General features: G+C 64.5%; 25 protein-coding genes. 18 read left to right on the forward strand and 7 right to left on the reverse strand.

Annotated features, from left to right (window positions below):
• The first annotated feature begins 7 nt into the window (after positions 1–7).
• Entirely contained in the window at positions 8–1,186 is a 1,179-nt protein-coding gene (locus tag ACN0X7_RS12510) for a cyclic nucleotide-gated ion channel (protein ID WP_417517709.1), read from the forward strand.
• 37 nt (positions 1,187–1,223) lie between these two features.
• Here ACN0X7_RS12510 and ACN0X7_RS12515 read toward each other — a convergent pair whose 3' ends face one another.
• Positions 1,224–3,623, reverse strand: coding sequence for a penicillin acylase family protein (locus ACN0X7_RS12515; protein WP_417517711.1), 2,400 nt, complete (start codon positions 3,621–3,623; stop codon positions 1,224–1,226).
• Positions 3,624–3,789: 166 nt separating this feature from the next.
• Between ACN0X7_RS12515 and ACN0X7_RS12520 the strand changes: the two genes are divergently transcribed.
• The 10 genes from ACN0X7_RS12520 (at position 3,790) to ACN0X7_RS12565 (ending at position 11,620) form a co-directional block, all read left to right on the forward strand.
• Positions 3,790–4,677, forward strand: a complete 888-nt coding sequence (locus ACN0X7_RS12520; protein ID WP_417517713.1) for an NAD(P)-dependent oxidoreductase — start codon at positions 3,790–3,792, stop codon at positions 4,675–4,677.
• Positions 4,670–4,867, forward strand: coding sequence for a hypothetical protein (locus ACN0X7_RS12525; RefSeq protein WP_417517715.1), 198 nt, complete (start codon positions 4,670–4,672; stop codon positions 4,865–4,867). The genes ACN0X7_RS12520 and ACN0X7_RS12525 overlap by 8 nt, the downstream gene beginning before the upstream one ends.
• A gap of 50 nt (positions 4,868–4,917) precedes the next feature.
• The gene (locus ACN0X7_RS12530; protein WP_417517717.1) at positions 4,918–5,847 is read left to right on the forward strand and encodes an AAA family ATPase; all 930 of its coding nucleotides are present in this window, start codon (positions 4,918–4,920) and stop codon (positions 5,845–5,847) included.
• Positions 5,844–7,106 carry a vWA domain-containing protein gene (locus ACN0X7_RS12535; protein WP_417517719.1) on the forward strand — a complete coding sequence of 421 codons (1,263 nt, stop codon included), beginning with the start codon at positions 5,844–5,846 and terminating at the stop codon, positions 7,104–7,106. Before ACN0X7_RS12530 ends, ACN0X7_RS12535 begins: the two co-directional genes overlap by 4 nt.
• Positions 7,103–7,426, forward strand: coding sequence for an XdhC family protein (locus ACN0X7_RS12540; RefSeq protein WP_417517721.1), 324 nt, complete (start codon positions 7,103–7,105; stop codon positions 7,424–7,426). Before ACN0X7_RS12535 ends, ACN0X7_RS12540 begins: the two co-directional genes overlap by 4 nt.
• A gap of 1 nt (position 7,427) precedes the next feature.
• Positions 7,428–8,102 (forward strand): XdhC family protein, encoded by a 675-nt coding sequence (locus tag ACN0X7_RS12545; RefSeq protein WP_417517723.1) that lies wholly within the window; start codon positions 7,428–7,430, stop codon positions 8,100–8,102.
• Complete coding sequence (locus ACN0X7_RS12550) at positions 8,099–9,700, forward strand: NTP transferase domain-containing protein (protein WP_417517725.1); 1,602 nt, start codon at positions 8,099–8,101, stop codon at positions 9,698–9,700. The genes ACN0X7_RS12545 and ACN0X7_RS12550 overlap by 4 nt, the downstream gene beginning before the upstream one ends.
• Positions 9,697–10,113 carry an iron-sulfur cluster assembly scaffold protein gene (locus ACN0X7_RS12555; protein WP_417517727.1) on the forward strand — a complete coding sequence of 139 codons (417 nt, stop codon included), beginning with the start codon at positions 9,697–9,699 and terminating at the stop codon, positions 10,111–10,113. The genes ACN0X7_RS12550 and ACN0X7_RS12555 overlap by 4 nt, the downstream gene beginning before the upstream one ends.
• A gap of 78 nt (positions 10,114–10,191) precedes the next feature.
• Positions 10,192–10,749: a hypothetical protein gene (locus tag ACN0X7_RS12560; RefSeq protein WP_417517729.1), complete on the forward strand. Its 558-nt coding sequence runs from the start codon at positions 10,192–10,194 to the stop codon at positions 10,747–10,749.
• Entirely contained in the window at positions 10,739–11,620 is an 882-nt protein-coding gene (locus ACN0X7_RS12565) for a hypothetical protein (RefSeq protein WP_417517731.1), read from the forward strand. The genes ACN0X7_RS12560 and ACN0X7_RS12565 overlap by 11 nt, the downstream gene beginning before the upstream one ends.
• On the opposite strand, the gene ACN0X7_RS12570 is transcribed toward ACN0X7_RS12565, so the two are convergent.
• The 4 genes from ACN0X7_RS12570 to ACN0X7_RS12585 are packed head-to-tail and all read right to left on the reverse strand — an operon-like array spanning position 11,595 to position 14,242.
• The gene (locus tag ACN0X7_RS12570; protein ID WP_417517733.1) at positions 11,595–12,785 is read right to left on the reverse strand and encodes a CCA tRNA nucleotidyltransferase; all 1,191 of its coding nucleotides are present in this window, start codon (positions 12,783–12,785) and stop codon (positions 11,595–11,597) included. The genes ACN0X7_RS12565 and ACN0X7_RS12570 overlap by 26 nt on opposite strands.
• On the reverse strand, positions 12,782–13,048 hold the full coding sequence (locus ACN0X7_RS12575; protein WP_417517735.1) for a DUF6111 family protein: 267 nt from the start codon (positions 13,046–13,048) through the stop codon (positions 12,782–12,784). The genes ACN0X7_RS12570 and ACN0X7_RS12575 overlap by 4 nt, the downstream gene beginning before the upstream one ends.
• A 1-nt stretch (position 13,049) precedes the next feature.
• The gene (locus ACN0X7_RS12580; RefSeq protein WP_417517737.1) at positions 13,050–13,646 is read right to left on the reverse strand and encodes a CoA pyrophosphatase; all 597 of its coding nucleotides are present in this window, start codon (positions 13,644–13,646) and stop codon (positions 13,050–13,052) included.
• 2 nt (positions 13,647–13,648) lie between these two features.
• Positions 13,649–14,242 (reverse strand): DUF1285 domain-containing protein, encoded by a 594-nt coding sequence (locus ACN0X7_RS12585; RefSeq protein WP_417517739.1) that lies wholly within the window; start codon positions 14,240–14,242, stop codon positions 13,649–13,651.
• Positions 14,243–14,345: 103 nt separating this feature from the next.
• Here ACN0X7_RS12585 and ACN0X7_RS12590 point away from each other — a divergent pair, with 103 nt between their 5' ends.
• The 4 genes from ACN0X7_RS12590 to ACN0X7_RS12605 are packed head-to-tail and all read left to right on the forward strand — an operon-like array spanning position 14,346 to position 21,041.
• Positions 14,346–15,341 carry an AAA family ATPase gene (locus ACN0X7_RS12590; RefSeq protein ID WP_417517741.1) on the forward strand — a complete coding sequence of 332 codons (996 nt, stop codon included), beginning with the start codon at positions 14,346–14,348 and terminating at the stop codon, positions 15,339–15,341.
• Between the two features lie 8 nt (positions 15,342–15,349).
• A complete protein-coding gene (locus tag ACN0X7_RS12595; protein WP_417517743.1) occupies positions 15,350–16,249 on the forward strand; it encodes a DUF58 domain-containing protein in 900 nt (299 codons plus the stop codon).
• Positions 16,246–18,975 carry a DUF4159 domain-containing protein gene (locus ACN0X7_RS12600; protein WP_417517745.1) on the forward strand — a complete coding sequence of 910 codons (2,730 nt, stop codon included), beginning with the start codon at positions 16,246–16,248 and terminating at the stop codon, positions 18,973–18,975. The genes ACN0X7_RS12595 and ACN0X7_RS12600 overlap by 4 nt, the downstream gene beginning before the upstream one ends.
• A gap of 2 nt (positions 18,976–18,977) precedes the next feature.
• Positions 18,978–21,041: a hypothetical protein gene (locus ACN0X7_RS12605; protein WP_417517747.1), complete on the forward strand. Its 2,064-nt coding sequence runs from the start codon at positions 18,978–18,980 to the stop codon at positions 21,039–21,041.
• Positions 21,042–21,058: 17 nt separating this feature from the next.
• On the opposite strand, the gene ACN0X7_RS12610 is transcribed toward ACN0X7_RS12605, so the two are convergent.
• Positions 21,059–21,757, reverse strand: coding sequence for an alpha/beta fold hydrolase (locus ACN0X7_RS12610; protein ID WP_417517749.1), 699 nt, complete (start codon positions 21,755–21,757; stop codon positions 21,059–21,061).
• Positions 21,758–21,904: 147 nt separating this feature from the next.
• Between ACN0X7_RS12610 and ACN0X7_RS12615 the strand changes: the two genes are divergently transcribed.
• From ACN0X7_RS12615 to pncA, 3 genes are read left to right on the forward strand one after another with little or no spacing between them, the layout of a single operon-like run.
• Positions 21,905–23,557: a DEAD/DEAH box helicase gene (locus tag ACN0X7_RS12615; RefSeq protein WP_417517751.1), complete on the forward strand. Its 1,653-nt coding sequence runs from the start codon at positions 21,905–21,907 to the stop codon at positions 23,555–23,557.
• 15 nt (positions 23,558–23,572) lie between these two features.
• Positions 23,573–23,815 carry an Lrp/AsnC ligand binding domain-containing protein gene (locus tag ACN0X7_RS12620; RefSeq protein WP_417517753.1) on the forward strand — a complete coding sequence of 81 codons (243 nt, stop codon included), beginning with the start codon at positions 23,573–23,575 and terminating at the stop codon, positions 23,813–23,815.
• 9 nt (positions 23,816–23,824) lie between these two features.
• Positions 23,825–24,445 (forward strand): bifunctional nicotinamidase/pyrazinamidase, encoded by a 621-nt coding sequence (gene pncA, locus ACN0X7_RS12625; protein ID WP_417517755.1) that lies wholly within the window; start codon positions 23,825–23,827, stop codon positions 24,443–24,445.
• On the opposite strand, the gene ACN0X7_RS12630 is transcribed toward pncA, so the two are convergent.
• Positions 24,442–25,500 carry a Glu/Leu/Phe/Val dehydrogenase dimerization domain-containing protein gene (locus ACN0X7_RS12630; protein WP_417517757.1) on the reverse strand — a complete coding sequence of 353 codons (1,059 nt, stop codon included), beginning with the start codon at positions 25,498–25,500 and terminating at the stop codon, positions 24,442–24,444. The genes pncA and ACN0X7_RS12630 overlap by 4 nt on opposite strands.
• Positions 25,501–25,642: the final 142 nt, after the last annotated feature.

Genomic DNA, 25,642 nt, shown 5'->3' on the forward strand with positions numbered 1-25,642 from the left:
CAGGATGATGCTGACGGGGGCGCGGAGGGATGTATCGATCAGACGCCGCGTCTTCGAGATCGTCGAGGAATCCACGCCGGGCGATACCGCCAGCGCTGTTTTCGATTACTTCCTGATCACGCTCATCTCGCTGAACATCGCGGCGGTGGTTCTGGAAACCGTCCCGTCGATCCGTGCCGCCTATGGTGCCGAACTGTTCATCTTCGAAGTCGTCTCGGTCGTCATCTTCACGATCGAATACGCGGCGCGCCTGTGGGAAGCGCCCGAACACCCATCGCTGAAGCGGCTGGGTCCCGTTCGCAGCCGTCTGCGCTATGCGGTGAGCTTCAGCGCACTGATCGATCTGGCGGCCATTCTGCCGTTCTATCTGGCGGCCATATTCGGCGCGGATCTGCGTGTCCTGCGCGTCCTCAGGCTGCTGCGGTTCCTGAAGCTGCTCCGTTACTCTTCGGCGATGATGACCATGCAGCGGGTGCTGTACAACGAACGTCGCGCCCTGCTCGGGGCGCTGCTGATCATGCTGGGCCTGCTGATCATCGCTTCGACGGCCATCTATTACGCGGAACGGCACGCACAACCCGATGGTTTCGGGTCGATTCCGGCTGCCATGTGGTGGGGGCTGACCACGCTCACCACGGTCGGGTACGGGGATCTGGTGCCGGTGACACTGGCCGGCAAGGTGATCGGCGGCATCGTCATGCTGCTGGGGCTTGGCATGTTTGCGCTGCCGATCGGCATTCTGGCGACCGGGTTCACACAGGAAGTGCACCGGCGGGAGTTCGTGGTGACCCAAACGATGGTGGGCCGCCTGGCGCTGTTCGAGGATCTGCCGCCCGGCGAGATCATGCGTCTGACCCGCCTGATGCGCGCGGCCCGTCACGACACGGGCCGGGTGATCGTACGACGCGGCGATCCGGTCGATGCACTTCACATTCTGGCAGGCGGTGAAGTCGAGCTGGAGATCGAGGACCGCCTGTTTCACCTCTCGGACGGCGACTTCTTCGGCGAGACCGTCCTGATCAGGCGCGCGGAGGAGAACCTGCTGGCCATTGCGGCATCGCCCTGCCTGCTTCTGTCGCTGGAGCTGAGCGACCTGAACGCGCTGATCGACCGCTATCCGGAAGTCGGAGAGCGCCTCGGTGCCGTTGCGGGCGCGCGTCTCGCCAGCGCGCCACGCACCGGGTGAGCCGCGGTCACCATCGCACCCATCCCGGACTGGCGGTTCATGAAGCGGGCCTGAGCCGCAACGTCCCGATGGAGCCTGCCTCGATATCCTCCGGACGCATCGACATCGGGATGTAGTCGACCCTGCGCCACCGTTCGACCATGTCGCTGTAGTGCGGGGAGAGCGGGTTGCCGGACTGGCCCGTGGTGTTGATGTAGATGGACCTGTTGAGATCATCCAGATCGTAGATTGCCCGGAGGGATGCACCGCTGCGCGTGGTGTAGGGATCGTCGCGATCTCTCATCCGGCCATGCGCGACGTTGACGGTGTAGCTGTCGCCACCGACGGGCACGCGAATGTCGAACAGATTCCGCAGGAAGTCGACGTTGGTGAACGGATTGTGGTCGTGATGCGCCTCGTGGATCGGGCCCCACACCCAGGCATCGCGGTCGCTGCCGAACCGCTCTTCCAGATTGGCGATGGCGAGTTCGAATGATCGTTTCAGCAGGTCGGCGCAGGTCTCGGTCTGGTCGCTGGCGATATCATCGCACCAGCTTTCGGCCCCGCCCTGGCCGGTCAGCACGTTCCGGAAAAAACCGATGCGCGGTGCCCACAGATCGTCAAACAGCTCGCCGCTTTCGTCGATCAGGGCCTGGCGCACGAACTCGCGGTACCAGGCATTGAATATGGTGGGCTCGGTCCGGTCCGGCGACATGTCGCCGTTCCACAGCTTCAGGTCGGCAAGGATGTCGCGCTGCGCATCGGACGACGGTTCGAAACGCAGCATCAGGGGCAGGAACTCCCGGGCCATCAGCGAGACCTGGTCGGCCTGGATGGCCTTGAAGCTGTCGATGGTGTGGGCGTCACGTTCGGTCAGCAGATCGGTGATCCGCTGTGCGCGATAGGGATCGGCCCACTCGTTGGTCAGGAAATGCGGATAGGAGTCTCCGACGATACGGTTGTTGGCGGTGACGACATAGCCGCGCGCGGGATTGATCACCTGCGGCAGGTCCTCATAGGGAATGAACCCCTTGCGCCGCGCCAGATAGCTGGATCCGGCGCGAGGTAGCATCCCCTGCCAGTCCGAACGATCGGCGCGGACCGGGACCCGGCCGGCGGCAACGAACCCGATATCGCCGTTGATATCCGCGACAACCATGTTCTGTTGCGCGCCGTGAAAGTCCCGCATGACATCGATGAAGCCGGCGACATCCCGCGCGCGGCCCGCGTTCAGCCCGGCGCGAACGGACATCTCGTCATCGTCCAGAACGTGCCAGCGGATGGCCACGGCCTGGTCGGGTTTCAGGAAGCCCTCGCCGTGACGGCCGTTCTCGGTATCGAACAGGATCGGGCCATGGCGCGACTCGCGGACCGTGATCCGGCGCTCGCCTCCGTCGCTGATGCGTATGATTTCCTCGCGCATCTTGAAGCGTTGCCAGCCGGTTTCGGTCTGATATTCATCCGGATTCTGAGGATTGACCTGCTCGACGATCAGGTCCTGCACGTCCGGCGCGGTGTTGGTGAAACCCCAGGCGATATGCCTGTTCCGCCCCAGCACCACGAACGGCACACCCGGCAGCGTCGCGCCGATCTGGGCGTCCGTGCCGTCGTCGACATGCGCCATGTACCATACCGATGGCGCCTGCAGCCCCAGGTGCGGATCGTTGGCCAGCAGCGGTTTGCCGGTCGCGCTCAATGCGCCGCTGATCACCCAGTTGTTCGATCCCAGTCCGCGCGGTCCCTGCGGCCAAGCGCGCAGCGCGTCCTGCAGTCCCTCGCTTTCCCAGAGGTTGGCTGCCTGCCGATCGATCGCGACGGGCGCATCTTCGGGATAGGCCGGCCAGAGCTGGCGCATCTTTTCGTCGCCCAATGCCGCCGCCGCACGGGCGCGCAGGGCCTCTGACGTCCAGTTGCCCGAGAGGTTGAGCGCCATCATCTTCAGCCACACCAGCGTATCCGCCGGTTTCCATGGCTCCGGTTCGATGCCGAGGATCAGGAACTCCGGCGGCAGCAGGCCCTCACGACCGTCGATCCAGGCGTTGACCCCCGCTGCATATCGCTCCAGTTCGGCGACGGTGGTCGCGTCGAGCTTGCCCAGCGTGGCCTCCGCCGCGCGATAGAAGCCCATGGTCCTGAGGAAGATATCGGTCTGCAGCGTGGCTTCGCCCGCGAACTCGGACAGCCGGCCTTGACCCACGCGGCGCTGGAACTCCATCTGCCACAGGCGGTCCTGCGCATGGACATAGCCGAGCGCGAACAGGGCGTCGCTGCGGTTCTCCGTGTATATGTGGGGAACGGCGAACCTGTCGCGAACGATGCGGATCTCGGCTTCCGGTCCATCCAGCACGACCTCGCCGTCCAGGGTGGGCAGCGTCATCTTGCCGACGATGAACAGCCCGATGATCCCGATCGCCGCGAAGACCACGAGCGTCATCAGGCCGCGCCAGATCCATTTCATGGCAGGGGCTTCAGGATGTGAAGGGTGGTGTGCATGCATTGAGCATGTCGCCGATTGCGATTCGTCTCAACCGTGAAGCTGCTTTCGGACTGCTTCTTTGCGCTGCCGGGCAAGTCGTTGTAGGAAATGACGGAACAATTTCGGATTTCCGGGGGTACGAGGGATCATGGCTGAACGCGCGGCATTCATCGGATTGGGGGTCATGGGTTTTCCGATGGCCGGTTTCCTGCAGCAGAAGGGGTACGAGACCTGCGTCTACAACCGCACTGCTTCCAAAGCTGACCAATGGGCCGCCAAATACGGCGGAAGTGCAGCAGCGACCCCGCGGGAAGCCGCCGAGGGTGCCGACTTCGTCATGGTCTGTGTCGGCAACGACGACGATCTGCGCAGTGTCGTGCTGGGTGAGGACGGCGCTTTCGCGGGCATGAAGGCCGGGGCCGTCATGGTCGATCACACGACCGCTTCCGCCGATGTCGCGCGCGAACTGGCTGCCGTCGCCGCGGAGAAGGGGTTCGGTTTTGTCGACGGGCCGGTATCCGGCGGGCAGGCCGGCGCCGAGAACGGTGTCCTGACCGTGATGTGCGGGGGCAGCGAGGACGACTTTGCCAGGGCCCGCCCGGCGATCGACAGCTACGCGCGGGCCTGCGAACGGCTGGGCGATGTGGGTGCCGGACAGCTGACCAAGATGGTCAACCAGATCTGCATTGCCGGACTGGTTCAGGGCCTTTCCGAAGCGCTGCATTTCGCCGAGAAGGCCGGGCTCGACGGCCGGGCCGTGATTGACGTGATCTCCAAGGGTGCGGCGCAGTCGTGGCAGATGGAAAACCGCTACGAGACCATGATCGATGACAAGATGGACTTCGGTTTTGCGGTCGACTGGATGCGCAAGGATCTGGGCATTTGCCTCAACCAGGCCAGGAGCATCGGTGTGACACTTCCGGTCGCCGGGCTGGTGGACCAGTTCTATGGCGACGTCCAGGCGATGGGCGGGGGGCGCTGGGATACGTCCAGCCTGATCCGTCGTCTCCGGATGCTTCAGCGCGATTATGACTGACGAGAAAAAGCAGGATCAGACGGAACAGCGGGAGTCGGTGGACTATGACCTCGTCCGGCAGGGCATGGATGCAGCCGAACGCGCCGCCATCGAAAGCCGGGCGCGGAGCAGTCTCAAGCCCAAGATCTGGGCGGTTCTTCTGATCGTGATTGCCATTCTGCTCACCCGGTTTGTCTCCGGGTTGACGTGATCTTGCCGCCTGCATAGTTCCAACGCATTGCCCAACCCGGAGTTCCGCTTATGACCGATGCGCCACGTGGCCTGCCTGACTCGATTGACGAGACGGTTCAACTGCTGACCGAAGCCGATTACGTGTCGGATCGCAGCATGGCGACCGTGGCCTATCTGTCGATGAAGATGGGGCGGCCCCTGTTCCTGGAGGGGGAGGCCGGGGTCGGCAAGACCGAGATCGCGAAAGTACTGTCGGAGACCCTGGGCCGTCCGCTGGTCCGGCTGCAGTGTTATGAGGGACTGGACACGGCCTCGGCGGTCTATGAATGGAACTACGCGCGGCAGATGCTGGAAATCCGGCTGGCAGAGGCCGCCGGCGAAACCGATCGCGAGAAACTGTCGAAGGGCATCTTCACGGAAGAATTCCTGATCCGCCGCCCGCTGCTGCAGTCGTTGGAAGGCGAGCCCGGTCGCGCGCCGGTGCTGCTGATCGATGAACTGGACCGGACGGACGAACCCTTCGAGGCCTACTTGCTGGAGGTCCTCTCGGATTTCCAGATCACGATCCCTGAGATCGGAACGATCGCCGCCGCCGAGCCGCCGATTGTCGTGATCACGTCGAACCGGACGCGGGAGATTCACGACGCCCTGAAACGCCGGTGCCTGTATCACTGGGTCGGGTATCCCGACGCCGCGCGCGAACTGGAGATCCTGCGTCGCAAGGCACCGGGTGCGCCGGAACGGCTGACGCGCGAGATCGTCGGCTTCATCCAGGAGTTGCGCAACGCGGATCTGTTCAAGCTGCCCGGCGTGGCGGAAACCATCGACTGGACCCGCGCGCTGACCGAACTGGATGTGGTCGCGCTGGACCCGGATGTGGTCAACAACACCCTGGGCGTGATCCTGAAATACCAGGACGATATCGCCAAGATGCAGGGCAGCGAGGCCTCACGCATCATCCAGCAGGTCCGGGCGGAAGCTGCGGCGGCAACCGGATGATCGACGCCAGGCCGCATTTCGCAGAAGAAACGCGGGAAGGCGGGCGCTTCGCCGAGAACATCATGCATTTCGCACGTGCGCTGCGGGTCGCGGGGCTGCCCGTGGGGCCCGGCAAGATGCTGGAGGCGGTTCGAGCGGTCGAGACCGCCGGCATCCGCCGCCGCGACGATTTCTACTGGACGCTGCATGCGGTCTTCGTGAACCGCCGCGATCAGAAAGAGCTCTTCGATCAGGCGTTCCAGATCTTCTGGCGCAACCCGGAACTGCTGGAAAAGATGATGTCGCTGCTGCTGCCGGTCATGCATCCGGACGTGGAGCAGCAACCCGATCCCGACGCAAAGAAGACGATGCGCCGGGTGGCGGAGGCGCTGGCATCGGCCCGGCAGAACGAACCGCAGGCGAGCGAAGAGAAGGAAATCGAGGTCGATGCGACGCTGACCTTCTCGGACGAAGAAAAGCTGCAGTCGAAGGATTTCGAGGAGATGTCGGCGGCCGAGATCGATGAGGCACGCCGGGCCATACAGCGCATGCGCCTGCCGCTGGCCGAGATCAAGACGCGGCGCTTTGCACCGAAGGCGCATGGCCGGCGCGTCGACATGCGCCGCTCGTTCCGGTCCACGCTGAAATCCGGCGGTGATATCGTCAGCCTGGAGCACCGGGCGCGTGTGCGGCGTCATCCGCCGCTGGTGATCCTGTGCGACATCTCCGGGTCGATGGAGCGTTATTCGCGCATGATGCTGCATTTCATGCATGCGGTAACCAGCGACCGGGATCGCGTGCACAGCTTTGTCTTCGGCACCCGTCTCAGCAACATCAGCCGCCATCTTCGTCACCGCGACATCGATATCGCGCTGGACAAGGTGGGCGCACAGGTCGAGGACTGGTCGGGCGGCACGCGCATCGGCGCGACGTTGCAGGACTTCAACCTGAACTGGTCGCGCCGGGTTCTGGGGCAGGGCGCGGTCGTGCTGATGATCACGGACGGTCTTGACCGGGACGCGGGCGAGGGGCTTGAGAAGGAGATCGAGCGGTTGCGCAAGTCCTGCCGCCGTCTGGTCTGGCTGAATCCGCTGTTGCGCTATGACAGCTTCCAGCCGAAGGCGCGGGGCATTCGCGCCATCCTGCCCCATGTTGACGAATTCCTGCCGGTCCACAATCTTCAGAGTCTCAGCGCGCTTTCCGAGGCCCTGAGCGATCTGAGCGGTCCGCGGCGGATACAGCCACAGACAATGGATCAACTGGCGGAGCAGATGCCATGAGCACCGAACGCAGCGATATTCTGGAAACGGCCATCGGCTGGCAGGATGCGGGCCACCAGGTGGCCCTGGCGACCGTCGTCTCCACCTGGGGTTCGGCACCACGACCGGCGGGCAGTCAGCTTGCGATCTCCGACAGCGGCGATTTCGTGGGTTCGGTGTCCGGAGGATGCGTCGAAGGCGCGGTGGTGGCTGAAGCGCTGCAGATCATGAAGTCCGACACGCCGAAGCTTCTGGAATTCGGCGTTTCTGACGATGCCGCCTGGGAGGTCGGGCTGGCCTGCGGTGGCCGGATCGCCGTCTATGTCGAGAAGGTGAACTGAGATGGATCGCGCGCTGCTGGACCAACTGCAGGCTGACCGCGCCGCGCACCGGTCCGTCGTTCTGGCGACGCATCTCGACAGCGGCAGACAGCACCTGATCTATGCGGGCGGCAACGATCCCCTGCAGACGGAAGCAGAGGCCGCGATCCGTTCGGACAAGCCGGCGACGATTGAGACCGAAGACGGGAAGGTCTTTCTCAACATCTTCAATCCGCCGCTTCGCATGCTGATCATCGGTGCGGTGCACATCGCGCAGTTCCTGACACCGATGGCCGAAATGGCCGGGTACGAAGTCGCCCTGATCGATCCGCGCGAGGCCTGGGCAACGCCCGACCGGTTTCCGGGCGTGAGGATTATCGACGAATGGCCTGACGACGCGATGGCCGACCTGAAGCCGGATCATCGCACCGCCGTCGTCACGCTGACCCACGATCCCAAGCTGGATGATCCGGCGCTGAACGCGGTGCTGGGTTCGGACGCCTTCTATATCGGTTCGCTGGGTTCGAAGCGGACCCACGCAAAACGGGTGGATCGCCTGGCCGAGGCCGGGTTCACGCCGGAACAGATTGCGCGCATCCATGCGCCGGTCGGGCTTGATATCGGTGCCAAGTCTCCCGCGGAGATCGCGATCTCGGTGATGGCACAGGTGACTGCAACGCTCAGGGGTGCGGCGTGATCTTCGGCAGGCTGCCGCTGGCGGAGGCTGAAGGGGCCATTCTGGCCCATGGTCTGACCGTCGGGGGCACGCGTCTGAAGAAGGGGCATGTGCTCACCGGCGCAGACATAGAACTGCTGAATGCCGAGGGGCGGGAGACGATCCTTGCCACCAGGATCGAGGCCCGTGAAACCGGCGAGGATGCGGCGGCGGAAGCGCTCGCCCGTGCCGCACGGGGACACGGGTGCACGGTCAACGCGCCGTTCACAGGGCGCTGCAATATCTATGCGCAACATTCTGGTATCGTTGAGATAAATGCGGATCTGATAGACCGGACAAACGCGATCGACGAATCGATCACCATTGCCACGCTCAGGCCTTTCGAACTGGTCGAGAAGGGGCAGATGCTGGCGACGGTGAAGATCATCCCGTTTGCCGTCCCGGATGCCGTCCTCGCCCGGGCGGTTGATCAGATGAGTGCCGCGATTTCCGTATCGCCTTTCGGCGGCAAGCGGGTCGGCATTCTCTCGACACGCCTGCCCGAGACCAAGGAAAGCGTCATCGGAAAAGGCGTCGAACTGATGCGGCGGCGCACCGAGCGCTGTGAAGGCACGGTCGGGGAGACAGTGACGGTCGAGCATCATGAGCGTGCCGTGGCCGAGGCGCTGGCGAAGCTGACACCCGGACCGCACGATATTGTGGTCATTTTCTCCGCTTCGGCGATTTCCGATCGCAGGGATGTCATACCGGCGGGGATTGAGGCGATTGGCGGCAAGATCGATCACTACGGCATGCCGGTGGATCCGGGAAACCTGATGCTGCTGGGCCATCGGGACGCGGTCAGGATCATCGGCGCGCCGGGCTGTGCGCGCAGTCCGAAGGAGAACGGTTTCGACTGGGTCTTCCAGCGGCTGTGCGCGGATATCGAGGTGTCGCCGGCCGATGTGATGGCCATGGGGGTCGGCGGCCTGCTGGTCGATACGGGCCAGCGCGGCGCACCGCGCGACCAGCGAAACAGCGGCGCCCAGCGCATGCCGAGGGTCGCCGCCATCCTGCTGGCTGCGGGCCAGTCCCGGCGCATGGGCGAGATCAACAAGCTGCTGACCGACGTGCAGGGGCAGCCCATGATCCGGCACGCCTACGACGCCATCCGTCACAGCACGGCCGAGCCGGTGATTGTGGTGACCGGACATGAGCAGGAGAAGGTGCGCGATGTGCTTTCCGGCACAGATGTCATCTTCGCGCACAACGCCTTGCATGCCGAGGGATTGAGCACGTCACTGGGGGCCGGATTGCTGGCCGTGCCCGCCGATTGCGAAGCGGTGGTCGTCTGTCTGGGGGACATGCCGCGCATCACCTCGACGATGATCGACCGGCTGATCAGTGCCTACAATCCGGTCGAGGGCAGGGCGATCTGCGTGCCGACCCGGCACGGTAAGCGTGGCAACCCGGTGTTGTTCGACCGCCGGTTTTTCGCCGAGGTTCTGGGGATCGGCGGCGATGTTGGTGCGCGTCATCTGATCGGGCTGCATGAGGATCTGGTGGCCGAAGTGCCGATTGATGATGACGCGATTTTTCTGGACGTCGATACGCCCGAAGCGCTTTCGAGGCTGACATGAGCGAAATATCCGAAACCGAGCTGCTGAAACTCGCGGCGCGCGCAACCGGTGCCGGACGTCTGGACGAGCCCGATGGCACCGCGAAGGTCAGGAACCCGTTCTGCGGTGACCGGCTGACCATGGACGTGCGGCTGGACGGCGAAACCCTTTCCGAGATCGGGTACGAGATTCGCGCCTGCCTGGTCTGTCAGGCCGCCACCTCGATCGTCGCCGGTCAGATGCCCGGAAGGTCGGTTTCGGACATCGCGGCGGTCGGGCAGGCCGTTCAGAACTATCTGGCGGGGCAGGGGGACGCGCCCGAGGGCTTCGCTGTCTTTGAGCCCATGCAGCCGCACCTGAACCGCCATACCTGCGTGATGATGCCCTTCCGGGCGATCGCCGAGGCGTCAGACCCGTCCGAACCGTCAGAATGATCAGGCATGGCCGTTGCCATTGGCTGGCCTGCGGTTAGACTTCGCGCCTGATTGGTCCCCCGGGGGTGGAGTGTGGTGATGGTTCGTCGGTTTTTCGTGGTGGCAGGCAGTCTTCTGGTCCTGCTGACCCAGTTTCAGACTGCCGCTCTTGCGCAGCAGGACGTTTCGATTTCGGCTTTCTATGGCGTGTGGCGCGGCAACGCCCTTTCGGAAAGCAACATCAGTACGCATTTCCGGGTCACCGCCCGCGATCTGGACGTCGAGATTCGTCCGGTCGAACCAGGGGGCTTCATGATCAACTGGGCCACGGTGCTGCGCCAGAAGGGCGATCCGAACGCGCCTGCCGAAGTTCTGAAGGAAGCGCGGGTCACCTTCCTGCCCGATGCGACACGGCAGAAGGTCTGGCGCGCCGCCGATCAGGGCGATCCGATGGGCGAGAACGGCTTCAACTGGGCGCGGCTGGAAGGGCAGACATTGACGATCTATGGCATCGGTGTCGCCGAGGACGGTTCCGCAGAACTGCAGATCTACCGTCGGACGCTCACGGATCTCGGCATGCAGCTCGACTTCACGCGCACGGTCGATTCCGAACCCGTCCGCTCGGCACGCGGGAAGCTGATCAAGTTTGCTCAGTAGACCGCAGTTCGATCTCGTCGCGGTCGTTGATTTCTCGGCGGCGACGAAGCCGGGCCCCCGAAAACCGTCGAAAGACCGGTGCTGGCTGGCCGCGACGATGATGGGAGAGCCGATCCCGCCGCTCTACTTCCGGACCCGGGCCGAATTGCTGGACGCATTGCGCGCGATGCTCTCCAACGTCCGCACCAACGCCCTGATCGCCTGGGATTTTCCCTTCGGCTACCCCTCGGGCAGCGGTATGGGCGGCGGGCAGGACGTGGCCTCGCGCCTCTTCGACATGGTCGAGGACGGACCCGACGATACCAACAACCGGTTTCTGGTCGCGGATGTTCTGAACCGGCAGATCGGCAGCCTGCCCGGACCGTTCTGGGGCCGCCCGGCGACTGTGCAAACCCCGGACGTCGGCGAGAAGAAGCCGGACTTCGGTCACCATGATTTCTCCGAGTTCCGCATCGTGGAGGAGCGGGTCCGCCGCGCGGGTCACCGCTCGATCCAGAGTGTCTGGAAGCTGTTCACGACCGGATCGGTCGGCGGTCAGGCCATCGTGGGACTGGCTGCCATCGAACGGCTCAATCGCGCGCTGCGTCCGGCGCGGCCCTGCCGGTTCTGGCCGTTCGATACGGGCTGGGACCATGATCTGGACGGCGTCATCCACGTTGAATGCTGGCCGAGCATGATCCCCTTCGATCACATCGATCACCCGATCCGGGACGCGCAGCAGGTAGCGGCGAGCCGCGATCTGATCTCCCACGCGAACATCACGGGCGACCTGACGCCCCTGCTTGGCAGGCCACCGGATCTGACGCCCGCCGAACTGCATGCCGTCGAGACGGAGGAAGGCTGGATCATGGGTTTTCCTCACGTGTGCTGAGCCGATGCAGCTCTGTCAGGCATGCCGCGCGATCGGGTTGGAAACCCTTTTCGATCCACCAGTCCTCGACTGCCGACAGCAACGCACCGACCTGGCGGCCGGGCGGTATGTCCAGCGCCAGAACGTCTTCTCCCTGCAGGGGAAACGAAGGCCGCTCCCAGGTCTCCAGAACCGCGATCTGCGCGTCGGGTACGACCGCACCGTCGGCGCGGGCCAGCAGAAGCCGGTCCCTGACGGCAACCTTTCCGTCCCGGTAGGCGAGCTTCCGCAAGGTTTCGGGCCCAGGATCGCCCCCGGTCTGCAGGGGCGCTGTCGCAGCGATGAGGCGTTTGCGATCGGCTCCCGACAGTTTCCAGCGCACTGCAACCGGACGTGCATCCTCGTGATCGAGAAGGGCAGCCAGCGCCAGCACGGGGTCCGGATCGGCGAGCGCTGAGAAACGCGCGGCATAAGCGGCGCGCGCTTCCGGCAGAATCACCTCCAGAATTTCAGTCTGACGCATCACACGGATAACCGCATCGCGGTTGGGTCCGGCCAGCAGTTTGCGCATCTCCTGCCAGATCCGCTCGACCGAAAGGCCGCGCAGTCCCTCGCGCTGCGCGGCGCAGGCGGCCAGTCCGGCCTGGCTTGCGCGGACATCCAGCACGGACTGAAAACGGAAGAAGCGGAGAATGCGCAGATAGTCCTCCCGGATACGTTCCTGCGGATCGCCTGCAAACCGAAGCTGTCGTGCCTGGATATCCGAAAGACCGGTGCCCAGCGGATCATGCACGGTGCCATCCAGGTCGGCATACAGCGCATTGATCGTGAAATCGCGGCGCGCGGCGTCCTCGGTCCAGTCGTCGGAAAAGGCCACCGTGGCATGCCGCCCGTCCGTCGCCACATCCTTTCGGAGGGTAGTGATCTCGTAGCCTTCGCCCGCCGCGGCGACGGTGATGGTGCCATGATCGATGCCGGTGGGAATCACCCGGAATCCCTGCTTTTTCAGGGCCTTCGCAGCCGTTCGCGGGGCAAGCGTCGTCGCCAGATCCAGATCGCCCACCGGACGGTCCAGAAGCCAGTCACGGACACAGCCGCCGACCAGCCTGGTGGTGGCACCCGCGCTCGACAGTGCCGCGACAATGTCCGCCAGCGTCGTATCCCGGGACCAGGGCGGCGATGTCATGGTCTGGGCCGGTATTCGCCCGGTTTCAGCACGCCGTCTTCCACACGGGGCGGGATGTATTCCATGCCGGGTTCATGACCGTCGACGAAGGCGAGAACGGTGGCCGTGCCGATGCTCAGCACGATGCCGCAGACGACCAGCCAGAGCCACGGCACCATGGTCTTGCCCTGTCCGGCCCGCCGTTTCGCCAGCAGCCAGTACAGGCCGAAGAGAATGAACGGTGTCAGGAAGGGAACGACGTAGAAAAGGAGCTTTTTCAGCATTCTAGTCGCTTAACCTCTCATGCAGGTTCATTAACATGCCTGCTGTTGCACCCCAGATGTAATAGTCGCCATAGGGCATGGCCCACCATTTTCGCGGCACGCCGTTGAACCAGCCGGTGTGGCGGTGGTGATTGCTCGGGTCCAGCAGGAACTCCAGCGGGGTCTCGAACACTTCCGCGACCTCGTAGGGGTCCGGTCTGGGATCGAAATCGGGTTCGACGATGCCGACGACCGGCGTGACCGCGTAGTTGGTTACCGTTCGATAGATGTCGAGCATGCCGACCAGTTCGACCTTCTGGCGGTGAATCCCGACTTCCTCCTCGGTCTCGCGCAGGGCGGTCGCCTCGGGTGAGGGGTCGTGCGCTTCCTTGCGGCCGCCCGGAAAGCTGATCTGGCCCGCATGCGAACTCAGATGCGCGGTACGCCGGGTCAGCAGCACGGTCAGTCCCTCGGGCCGGTTGACGATCGGCACCAGTACGGCCGCATCGCGCAACGGTGCCTCGCCCGGCCTGGCATCGGGTGTGAGATCATAATCGGAATGACCCCAGCTTGGCTCTGCCGCGCGACCCAGTCGGTCTTTGATCTCATCGGGTGTCATGCCTACTGATCTAAAGCTTTCCCGTCGGTCCGTCCAATGACATGAAAGGTGCCTGCGCTCATGACGCCCTGCACGGCGACACCGTCCATCGTGCGCTCCTCGGACAGTTCGACCAGATCGTAAAACACGCTGCGCGCCAGCAGGCCCTGAAGCCGGGCGCGGACCAGTACCAGCGGCGTGGGTTCACCCGAAGCGGGATCGACGTCGACGGTCAGCGGGTGATCCGTGTCCAGTACCGCGATATCGTCCGTGTGGGTCTTGAAGGTGATGGTCTGGTCAGGCCCCGGATTCTCCACGAACATCTCGCTGACGTAGAGCGGCGCCACATCGACCTGAATGGCCAGTCGCTCGACGGGCGTCACCAGGTAATGCTTGCCGTCCTCGTCCCGCCTCAGCACCGTCGAGAACAGCTTGACCAGGGCGTGACGCAGGATCGGATCGCCTTCGTGATACCACGTGCCGTCGCTGGCGATCCGGATGTCGATCTCGCCGACACGATCCGGATTCCACTTGTCGACGGGCGGATAGGCGCGTTCGCCCGAACCTTCGATCGATTCTGCCAGTTTCTCGATATCCAGATAGCTTTTATCGGTCATGTCATCTCCCGCATTCCCTGTCTGTTTCGATGTTGAGCGGAAATTGATCGCGCGCACCGCGATTAGTCTCGCAACCCTGATTTCGCTCCATATAATCATGCGCATGCAAAACGTCAGTGAAGCGGGCGAAAATCTCGCCCAGGATGTGGAAGCGTTGGGCGAAAAAGCCGGGCGCATCCGTGAATCGATCGGCCGGGTGATCTTCGGTCAGCAGTCGGCCATCGACGAGACGCTGATCACGATCCTGTCCGGCGGTCATGTGCTGCTGATCGGTGTGCCCGGTCTGGCGAAAACCAAGCTGGTCGCCACGCTGGGGCACGTGCTGTCGCTGGACAGCCGGCGGGTCCAGTTCACACCCGATGTGATGCCCGCCGACATTCTGGGGTCGGAGGTGCTGGAAGAATCGGATGCCGGCCGTCGCTCCTTCCGCTTCATCAGGGGGCCGGTGTTCTGCCAGTTGCTGATGGCGGATGAAATCAACCGCGCGAGCCCCAGAACGCAGTCGGCGCTGCTGCAGGCGATGCAGGAATATCACGTCTCGGTGGCGGGCGAGCGTCACGATCTGCCCCGCCCGTTCCATGTGCTGGCCACGCAGAACCCGTTGGAGCAGGAAGGCACCTATCCGCTGCCGGAAGCCCAGCTTGACCGGTTTTTCATGCAGGTGAACGTGCCCTATCCGGACATGGAGGCGGAGCGGCGGATGTTGCTGGCGACCACCGGTGCCGACGAGGAGGAGGCGGTGCCGGTCCTGACATCGGGCGAATTGCAGCATGCGCAGCGGCTGGTCCGGCGGCTGCCCGTCGGCGAGAGCGTCGTGGAGGCGATCCTTTCGCTGGTGCGCGGCGGTCGGCCTGAAGAGACCGATGACGCGGATGTGCGCAAGCATGTCGCCTGGGGTCCGGGGCCGCGTGCCTCGCAGGCGCTGATGCTTGGCGTGCGCGCACGTGCCCTGCTGGATGGGCGGTTCGCACCTTCCGTTGACGATGTGGCCGCGCTTGCGCCGCCGATCCTGCGCCACCGCATGGCGGTGAACTTCGCCGCGCGCGCCGACGGTGTCTCCGTCGAGCAGATCGTCGCCCGCCTGGTCGAAAGGCTCTAAAGGCATTCATGGCACAATCGCCCCAGCGCGGAAGGATCGATCAGCGGCTCAGGAAGCGCGCCGATCATCTGGCCGATTCCATGCCGCCGCTGCTGGTCGAGGCCGAGCGTGTGGCCCAGACGGTCAGTCAGGGCGTGCATGGCCGCCGGCGCGTGGGCGAGGGCGAAAGCTTCTGGCAGTTCCGGCGGTATCAGCAAGGGGATCCGGCCACGTCGATCGACTGGCGGCAGTCCGCCAAGCGGGTGCCGACCTATGTCCGCCAGAACGAATGGGAAGCGGCCCAGGCCGTCTGGCTGTGGCGCGACGGTTCGGAATCGATGACGTTTCAGTCCCACCTGGGCACGACCTCGAAACTGCGGCGTGCCACGCTGCTGACGCTGGCGCTGGGGTCGCTGCTGCTGCGTGGCGGGGAGCGCATCGCGTTCATGGGTCTGGATCATCCGCCCGGATCGTCACGCGCGCTGCTTGAGGATTATGCGCTGGCGCTGGAGCGCGGACTGGTGGAGGACCATCACAGCCTGCCGCCCCCTGCGGATCTGCCGCGTTTCGCGCAGGTTGTCCTGATCGGTGATTTTCTCACGCCGCTGGAAGATGTCTCCGCGTTTCTTCGGGGCTTCTCGGCGGATGGTGTTGCCGGGCATCTGATGCAGGTGATGGACCCGGCAGAACACCGTCTGCCCTATCAGGGCCGCGTCGTCTTTGCCGGGCCGGAGGGCGAGGGAGAGGTGCTGATCGGACATGCCGAAGGCATTCACGACGCCTATGGCCAGCGCGTCGATCAGCGCCGTGACGACCTGCAGGACATCGCACGGTCCGCCGGCTGGACCTTCGCAACGCATCATACCGACCAGCCCGCTCAGACGGCGCTGCTCGCACTCTATCAGGCTATCGCCGGGAGCCAGCGATGAGCGCGCTTCTCGCCGGGTTCACGTTCGGGCAACCCCTGATCCTGCTGGGACTGCTGTCGCTGCCGGTGATCTGGTGGCTGTTGAAGGCGACACCTCCTGCACCGGAACGGATCGTGTTTCCACCCGCGCGGCTGATCTTCGAGATGGTACGCCGGGAGGAGACACCGCACCGGACGCCGTGGTGGCTGCTTCTGCTCCGGTTGCTGATCGCCGCGCTGCTGGTGTTCGGGCTGGCGCGACCCGTTCTCAACCCCGGCGGGGCTTTCTCGACGTCGGGTCCGGTGCTGCTGATCGTGGACGACGGATGGGCCGCGGCCCAGAGCTGGCAGGACCGGGTCGCGACCCTGGTCGATCTGACCAACCGGGCGGACCGTGAGGAACGTGCCGTTGCGCTTCTTCGGACGACCCCCGATCCCGATGGCGTGGCCCCGAAACTGGAGGTCATGTCGGCCATACAGGCGCGGAACGTCGTGCGTGCCATCGTTCCGCGCCCCTGGGCACCCGATTATGCGGCAACCGTCTCGGCGCTGGAGAATGCCGATCTGGATCGGGCATCGAACATCTTCTGGCTGACGTCGGGTATTGAGCTTGATGGGGCGGCTGACCTCGCCCGCACGGCGCGCAGGCTCGGCAGTCTGACGGTAATCGATCGCGCAGCCGGTCAGTCGGTGATGCTCGTGCGATCGGTCGACGGCGAAGGCGCGACGGTGCGTGCCATCATCGAAAGGGATGCGCCATCCTTGCCCGAAACCGCGACCGTGACGTTCTCGGCGGACGACGGGCGTATTCTGATGCGCCGGGATCTGGAATTCGCATCTGGCGAGACCCGGCTCGAACTGTCGGAAACCCTGCCCGTCGAAGCCCTGAACCAGGTCGCGCGCGTCAGCATCGAGGGGCGCGACAGTCCCGGCGCGATGGCCCTCGTGGATTCCGGGCTGCGGCGCGATCGTGTCGGTCTGACCGGAACGCTGGAGCCCGAACGCGCGCAACCGCTTCTGTCCGACGTCTACTACCTGAAACGCGCTCTGGGGCCGTTTGCCGAGATTGTGGAAGGCGAGGTCGCGCAATTGCTCGATCGGCCGCTGTCCATGCTGGTGCTGGCCGACGTGGGACAGATTGTCGAAGGGGATCGGCTGCGCCTGGCCGACTGGATCGAGCGGGGCGGTGTGCTGCTGAGGTTTGCCGGGCCGCGCCTGGCGGAAGGTGAGGCCGATCTGCTGCCGGTGACGATCCGGCAGGGGGACCGCACCCTGCAGGGCGCGATGAGCTGGTCGCAGCCGGCACGGCTGGCACCCTTCCCCGAGAACAGTCCGTTCCGGGGCCTGACGGTCTCGCGCGATATAAGCGTCAGCCGTCAGGTGCTGGCGGAACCGACCCTCGATCTGCCCGAGAAGACATGGGCGCGGCTTGAGGACGGCACCCCGCTGGTCACCGCGGAAGCGCGCGGCGAAGGCTGGCTGGTTCTGGTGCATACATCCGCCAACACGGCATGGTCCAACCTTGCCCTGTCTGGCCTGTTTGTCGAAATGCTGCGCCGGATCAGCGCGCTGTCGATCGGGATTGAGGAGGAGGCGCGGGATCGCAATCTCGCGCCCGTGCGGGTTCTGGACGGTTTTGGCCGCTCCACCGAACCGGGGCCGAGCGTGCGCCCCGTGAACGAGGCGGAGATCGCCAACACGCCGGTCGGACCGCGTCATCCGCCCGGCCTTTACGGCGAACCCGCGATTGCCCGCGCGATGAACATCGGCGCGCGCGCGCCCGAACTCGCGCCGCTGACAGGTCTTCCCGACAGTATCAGGCGCAATGTGATCGGCGGCCAGCCGGAGACGAACCTGGGTCCTGCGCTTCTGACGGCTGCGGTGGCACTGCTGATCATCGATCTGCTGCTTGCACTGATGCTGCGCGGGCTGCTGCGCCTGCCACGCGGCGGACTGGCAGCCGGGGCACTGGTGCTGCTGATGGGCGTTCCGGGCGATCCCGCTGCCGCACAGGAGGAGCCGGTGAACAAGTCGGTTGTCGCGGCGGCGCTGGATACCCGGCTGGCCTATGTGCTGACGGGGAACGATGCGGTCGACAGCATGTCCGCCGCAGGGATGTTCGGTCTGACCGAGATCATGCTGGCGCGGACATCCGTCGAACCGGAATCACCGAAAGCGCTGGATATCGAATCGGACGAGCTGATCTTCTATCCCGTGATCTACTGGCCGATGACGCGGGAGCAGCCCGCGCTGAGCGATCCGGCGATCCGGCGTCTGGCCGCCTATCTGCGTACGGGCGGCGTCGTGCTGTTCGACACACGCGATGATGGCAGCCCGCTCGGCAGCGGCCGCTCGGCGGGGCCGGGGACGATGCGACTGCGGCAGTTGCTGTCCAGAATCGATATCGGACCTCTCGACCCGGTCGGCGACGGGCATGTGCTGACCCGTTCGTTCTATCTGATGGACGTTTTTCCCGGCCGGTTCCGCGGCGGGCGGATCTGGGCCGAGCGTCTCGACTCGTCGGCCAACGACGGCGTGTCGCCGCTGATCATCGGCGGCGCGGACTGGGCCGCGGCGTGGGCGATGGACCGGTCCGGCAGGCCGATTGCCGCCCTGCGTGGCGGCGGCGAGCGGCAGCGTGAAATGGCCTACCGCTTCGGCGTCAATCTGGTGATGTATGCGCTGACCGGGAACTACAAGGCCGATCAGGTCCACGTCCCGGCGATCCTCGAACGGCTGGGGCAATAGCCATGCTCGGCAACAGTCAGATCCTGTTTGAACCGCTGATCCCGCTTTCGCTGCTGCTCGGACTGACGGCAGTCGCCGGACTGGTGGTGGTCTATGCGCTGCTCAGGCGCGCGCGGGGCGGCCTCGTCCGGCTGCTGCTGTTTGCCGGTCTGCTGATGTTCCTTGCGGGGCCTACCCTGATCGAGGAAGAGCGGCGCTATCACAAGGATGTCGCGCTGGTCGTGGCGGACCGCAGCCTCAGCCAGGAGATCGGCGACCGCACAGCACAGACCGATGCAGCGCTTGCCGCCTTGCGCGCGGCAACCGCCGATGCCGGGAATCTGGAAGTCAGATATATCGACGCGGGCCCGCGTGCCGGCGGGCCTGCCGATGGCTCCATGCTGATCGCCGCAGCCCGGCAGGCGCTGGAAGGCATACCCAAGAACCGGCTGGCGGGCGTGGTACTGGTCACCGACGGGCTGGTCCATGACCTGCCCGACGAGATGGACAGCGATCTGTTCGGTGCACCGCTGCATGTTCTGCTGACCGGCACGCTCAATGAACGGGATCGCCGTATCGAGATCGCGTCGGTCCCGGCCTTCGCCATCGTGAACCAGCAGGTGCAGGCATCGCTGATCGTGCACGATCGGGAGGCGACCGGCGAACTGGTGCGCGTCGAGATTCGCCGCGACGGGATCCGGCTGGAAACGCGCCTGATTCCGGCGGGCGTGGAGACAGAGATCCCGCTGGAACTGGACCACGGCGGCAGGAATGTCTTCGAATTCATCGCCGACGAAGGTCCGGACGAACTGACGCTGGAGAACAACAGGGCCGTGGCGTCGATCAACGGCGTGCGGGATCGCCTGAGAGTCCTGCTGGTGTCCGGCGAACCCTATTCAGGCGAACGGTCCTGGCGGAACCTTCTGAAAGCCGACCCCGCCGTCGATCTGGTGCATTTCACCATCCTGCGGCCGCCGCAGAAGCAGGACGCCACGCCGATCCACGAACTCGCACTGATCGCCTTTCCGATCCGGGAACTGTTCGAGATCAAGATCAAGGATTTCGATCTGATCATCTTCGACCGGTTCTGGCGGCGCGGCGTGCTGCATTTCGCCTATCTGAACAATATCGCGAGCTATGTCAGGGAGGGCGGGGCACTGCTGGATGCGGCGGGGCCGTCGTTCGCGGGTCCGGCCAGCCTGTATCGTTCGCCCCTGTCGAAAATCCTGCCGGGTGCGCCCACCGGCGAGGTTACCGTCGAGGGCTTCCGGCCCGCTGTGTCCGATGTCGGTCTGCGTCATCCCGTGACGTCCGGACTGCAGCCGGGGCCGCAGGCCCGGCCATGGGGCCGATGGTTCCGGCAGGTCGATATCGAAGCACCCGACGCGGACGTCCTGATGACCGGGGCGGGTGCCAGGCCGCTGTTGGTGCTGGACCGGGTCGGGGAGGGGCGCGTGGCCCAGCTGCTGTCGGATCAGGCCTGGCTCTGGGCACGCGGATTCGAGGGCGGCGGTCCTCAGGCGGAAATCTTCCGGCGGACAGCGCACTGGCTGATGAAGGAGCCGGCGCTGGAGGAAGAGAGCCTGAATGTCGAGATCGAGGGGCGTCAGTTGAAGATCGAACGACGCTCGCTGAAGTCGGCGGGTGGTCCGGTGCAACTGATCGGACCCGGCGGCCGCACCGAGACCGTCGTGCTGAACGAAGGCCGGAATGGCCGTGCGTTCGCCCGGAAGGAAGTCGACGTGGCGGGCCTCTATCGGGTCGTTGACGGCGATCTCGCATCCGTCGCCGTTCTGGGCAGCCTCAATCCGCTGGAATTCTCTGAACTGGTTTCGACGCCTGCACGCCTGAAAGGGCACGTCGCAGCGACGCGCGGCGGCATCCTGCGACTGGAAGACACGCTCGAACCTGACGTGCGCCGCATCGACGCGGATGCGCGACTGTCCGGCCGGGACTGGATCGGACTTGTCGCCAATGAGTCGTATGACGTCACCAGCCTGAAACGGGTGCCGCTGACACCGCCGCTTCTTGCCGTGCTGCTTTTCCTGGCGCTCGCGATGACGGCATGGCGGCGCGAGGGCCGCTGAGGGGCGTCCGTTGCCTGTCAGCCTTGCAGCCACTCGCGCATGGCTTCATTGACCGCCTCGGGCCGTTCCATGGTCGAAAGGTGACCGCAGTCCTCGATGATCTTCAGATCGGCATCGGCTATCAGGTCCGCCATTTCCTGATGCATGGCAACGGGCGTCAGCGCATCCTGCCTGCCGCACAGCACCAGCGCCGGCACATCGATCGTCGCGCAGGCCGGGCGCGCGTCCGGGCGGGTCATCAATGCCTTGGTCTGATTGATGAAACCATCGCGGCCCGTCGCCTCGGCCATCTCGGCGACAGCGCCTGTCAGTTCGCGGTCGTCCAGGCGGTCATGGTGGATGAACAGGGGCATCAGGCGTTCGTGAATGCCTGTAAACCGGCCTTTTCGGGCCAGTGCGATCAGGTCCTTACGACGCTGGGTCTCAGCGGGGGTGTCGGTCGTGGCACGCGTGTCGAGCAGGGCGATACGCTGGACTCGCTCGGGTGCCTGACGCCAGATTTCGAAGGCGACATAACCGCCCATGGACAGTCCCGCCAGGGCGAAGCGATCAGGCGCGGACCGCAGGATTCGTGCGGCGATATCGGACAGGTTGTCATCCAGATGGTGTTCGCCGATCTGAATGTCGGCGAGGTCGGCAAGGGCAGCGGACTGGTCGCGCCAGAGACGTCCGGTACACAGAAGCCCCGGGATCAGCAGCAGGTTTTGTCTGGTCATGTGGCGTTCCGCCCTTCATTCCGCGATTGACAAGGGATAGCGGCTTTATTACGTCGTCAGCAATACGGTTTATATGTGATAAACCGACAGCGACCGCGCCATTTCGCGCGGGACGCGCCCGAAGGAGATTTCGGCATTAGCACAGCAATGACGTTCAGAGAGCTTGGTCTCAGCGACGAGGTATGCCGCGCGGTTGAAGCCGCCGGTTACAAGACCGCGACGCCCATCCAGCAGAAATCGATTCCTCATGTTCTGATGGGGAAGGATATTCTTGGCACCGCGCAGACGGGCACCGGCAAGACAGCGGCGTTCCTGCTGCCGATGATCGATGTGATGGCGCAGGGGGTTTCCAAGCCCCGGATGCCAAGGGCCCTGGTGCTTGAACCGACGCGAGAGCTTGCCGCCCAGGTGGCCGACAGCTTCAAGATCTACGCCGAACATCAGAAGCTCTCGCACGCGCTGGTCATCGGCGGACTGGGCGCCAGGGAGCAGGAAGCGGATCTGGACGGCATCTGCGATATCATCATCGCGACGCCCGGTCGGCTGCTGGACATGTTCGAACGCGGCATGATGATGCTGCGTGGCGTGCAGTTCCTGGTCATCGACGAAGCCGACCGCATGATGGACATGGGTTTCATCCCCGATGTCGAGAAGATCGTGTCGCTGTTGCCGAAGTCGCGTCAGACGCTGTTCTTCTCGGCGACCATGCCGAAGCCGATTCGCCGGCTGGCCGACAAGTTCCTCACCGATCCGAAGGAAGCCGAAGTCGCGCCGCCCGCCTCGCCTGCGGAAACCGTTGAGCAGCACCGGCTGCTGGTAAAGGGCGATGCCTCGGCCAAGCGGGCCGCCCTGCGCAAGCTGATCGACGCCGAGAACGTCAAGAACGCGCTGATCTTCTGCAACCGGAAGACCGACGTGAAGATGTTGCTGAAATCGATGCTGTCGCACGGCTATGACGCCGTGGCGCTGCATGGCGACATGGATCAGCGCGACCGGATGGCGACGCTGGAGAAATTCAAGACGAACCAGGTCAGGTTCATGGTCTGCTCCGACGTCGCAGCCCGTGGCATCGATATTCAGGGCCTGAGCCACGTCTTCAATTTCGACGTGCCGTTCAATGCCGACGACTACGTCCACCGTATCGGACGGACGGGACGCGCGGGCATGCAGGGCAAGGCGTTCATGCTGTTCACGGCGCGTGAGGAAAAGCAGCTCGCCGCGATCCATGCCCTTATCCGCAAGGAAATTCCGGAAGTCGACGGCATGGGCGTCGATATGGAAGAGTCAAAAGCGGAGGCCAGGCAGGAAAAGCAGGAAACCTCCGACGAACCGCCTTCCGACGAGAAGCCGAAGCGGGCCCGACGTCCGCGCAAGCCCAAGGCCGAAACCGCCGAAACCGCCGAAACGGATGACACGACGAAGCCGGTGGAAGAGAAGGAAGCGGCACAGCCTGCTGCGGATTCGGACGAAGCACCTGCCGAGAAGAAACCGACGCGTCGCCGGGCTGCGGCGAAGAAGGAAGCCGCCCCCAAGGAAGCCGCCTCCAAGGATGCTGCTGCTGATGACGCTGAGAAACCGGCGAAGAAGCCGGCGCGCAAGCGTGCGTCCGCGAAGAAGGCAGACGATGCCAAGGAAGAGCCGAAACAGCTCCCGAACGGTGACGGAGATACGCGTGAGGCCCGGAAACCGGCCGCGAACCGCTCGGGCGGACGCCAGAACAAGGGGGACGGCACGCCGCAGGGTCTGGGCGATCATGTTCCGGCCTTCCTGCTGAAGCCGCTGCGTGAAAAGCAGGCCTGATCCGGAGGGCAAGCGATGCAGACCATCTTCATCTGGGTCAAATGCGAACTGGGCGAGACCTACCGCGTCGCGGCTGAAGCGGTGGAAAGCGTCGAGCAGGTGTCCGAAGTGCATTCGGTGTCGGGTGAGTGGGATCTGCTGATGAAATGCTTCCTGTCCGACGGTGAGGACATCGGCCATTTCGTCGGAGAGTCGATCCAGAGCCTGCCGGGCATCAAGGACACGTTTACGACGATCACCTTCAAGGCCTTCGCGTAAGGTCCTGACATGACAGTCGATTTCTCGAACGATCTGTTGGTGTTGATCGATATCCAGAACGATTTCTGTCCCGGTGGTGCGCTGGCGGTGGCCGACGGCGATGCCGTGGTGCCTGTCGCAAACCGGCTGATGGACCGGTTTGATCATGTGGTCCTGACGCAGGACTGGCATCCCGCCGGACATGCCTCCTTTGCTTCGAGCCATGAGGACAGGAACCCTTACGATCTGATCAAGGCCGACTATGGCGATCAGACCCTGTGGCCGGATCATTGCGTCCAGGGCACTGAAGGCGCGGCCTTTCACCGCGACCTGCGGACCACGCCCGCCGAGATGGTGATCCGGAAAGGCTTCCGCCCCTCGCTCGACAGTTACTCGGCCTTCTTCGAAAACGATCAGAAGACACCGACGGGGCTGGGCGGTTACTGCACCGAACGCGGATTCGGCCACATCGTCATGCTGGGGCTGGCAACCGACTTCTGCGTGGCGTGGTCGGCACTGGATGCCCGGCGTCTGGGATTCGACGTGACCGTCGTGCTGGAAGGCTGCCGCGCCATCGATCTTGACGGCTCGCTGGATCAGGCCATCGACGACATGCACGACGCCGGGATCAGTCTGATACAGACCCTCTAGGCGGCCAGGCGGCGCTTTGCGTCCTTCGCCCTGGCGATCACTTCCCCTGCCATGCGATCAGCCATGGTATGCGGGGCCAGACCCTCGGAATCCGAACGTCGGAACAGGTCCGTCAGTGTGCGTCCGATCTCTTCGACGTGTCTGAATGCCTTTGCCTGGTCATAGCCGGGGCCTTCGTGCGCGATGTTGATGATCCCGCCGGCATTGATCACGTAATCCGGCGCGTAGAGAACGCCGCGTGCGGCGAGGGCGTCGCCGTGCCAATCCTCGGCCAGTTGATTGTTGGCCGAGCCGGCCACGATACCCGCCTTCAGCGCGTCGACGGTCCGGTCGTTGATGACCGCGCCCAGGGCGCACGGCGCGAAGACGTCCACGTCAGCCGCATGGATTTCCCGGCTGTCGGTCGCCGACGCACCGAATTGGCTGACGGCCCTCTCCACGACGTCATCACGGATGTCCGCCACGGTCAGATGTGCGCCCGCCGCGTGAAGCTGACGGCAGAGATCCCAGCCGACATGACCGAGACCCTGCACGGCGACGCGCACTCCCTTCAGATCGCTGCTTCCGCGACGATGTTTCAGGGCGGCCCGGATGCCGACGAACGTACCGAGCGCGGTGGCGGGCGAGGGATCGCCTGATCCGCCGGCCAGTCCGGCGACAAACCGTGTGCTTTCGCGCACATGGGCCATGTCGGCCGGTGACGTGCCGACATCCTCGGCGATGACATACCGTCCGCCGAGGCTGTCGACGAACCGGCCCAGCGCGCGGAACAGGTCCGGCGAGGCGATGTCACGGGGACTGCCCATGATCACCGACTTGCCGCCGCCGCGCCCCGTGCCGGCAAGTGCCGCCTTGTAGGTCATCCCGCGGGAAAGGCGCAGGGCATCGGTCAGCGCTTCTTCCTCGTCCGCGTAGGGCCAGAAGCGGCATCCGCCGAGTCCCGCGCCCAGTGTGGTGTCGTGGATGGCGATGATCGCGTTCAACCCGCTCTCCGCGTCGCGGCAGAACACGACTTCTTCGTGATTGTCGAAGTGGGCTGAGCTGAATACAGGCATGTCATCGTCCCGATACTGGCTGTGCTTGTTGCTATGAATTCAACACAATCGCACGGTTTTTCAATGACCAATCAGGTGAGCGGCAGATTTTGACAGATTGATCTGTATCGCATCGGTCCCGCATCATGTGTCGATCGGATTA

Origin of the sequence: Minwuia sp., from assembly GCF_048263705.1 — a bacterium.
In the GTDB taxonomy this organism is placed as follows: Bacteria; Pseudomonadota; Alphaproteobacteria; order Minwuiales; family Minwuiaceae; genus Minwuia.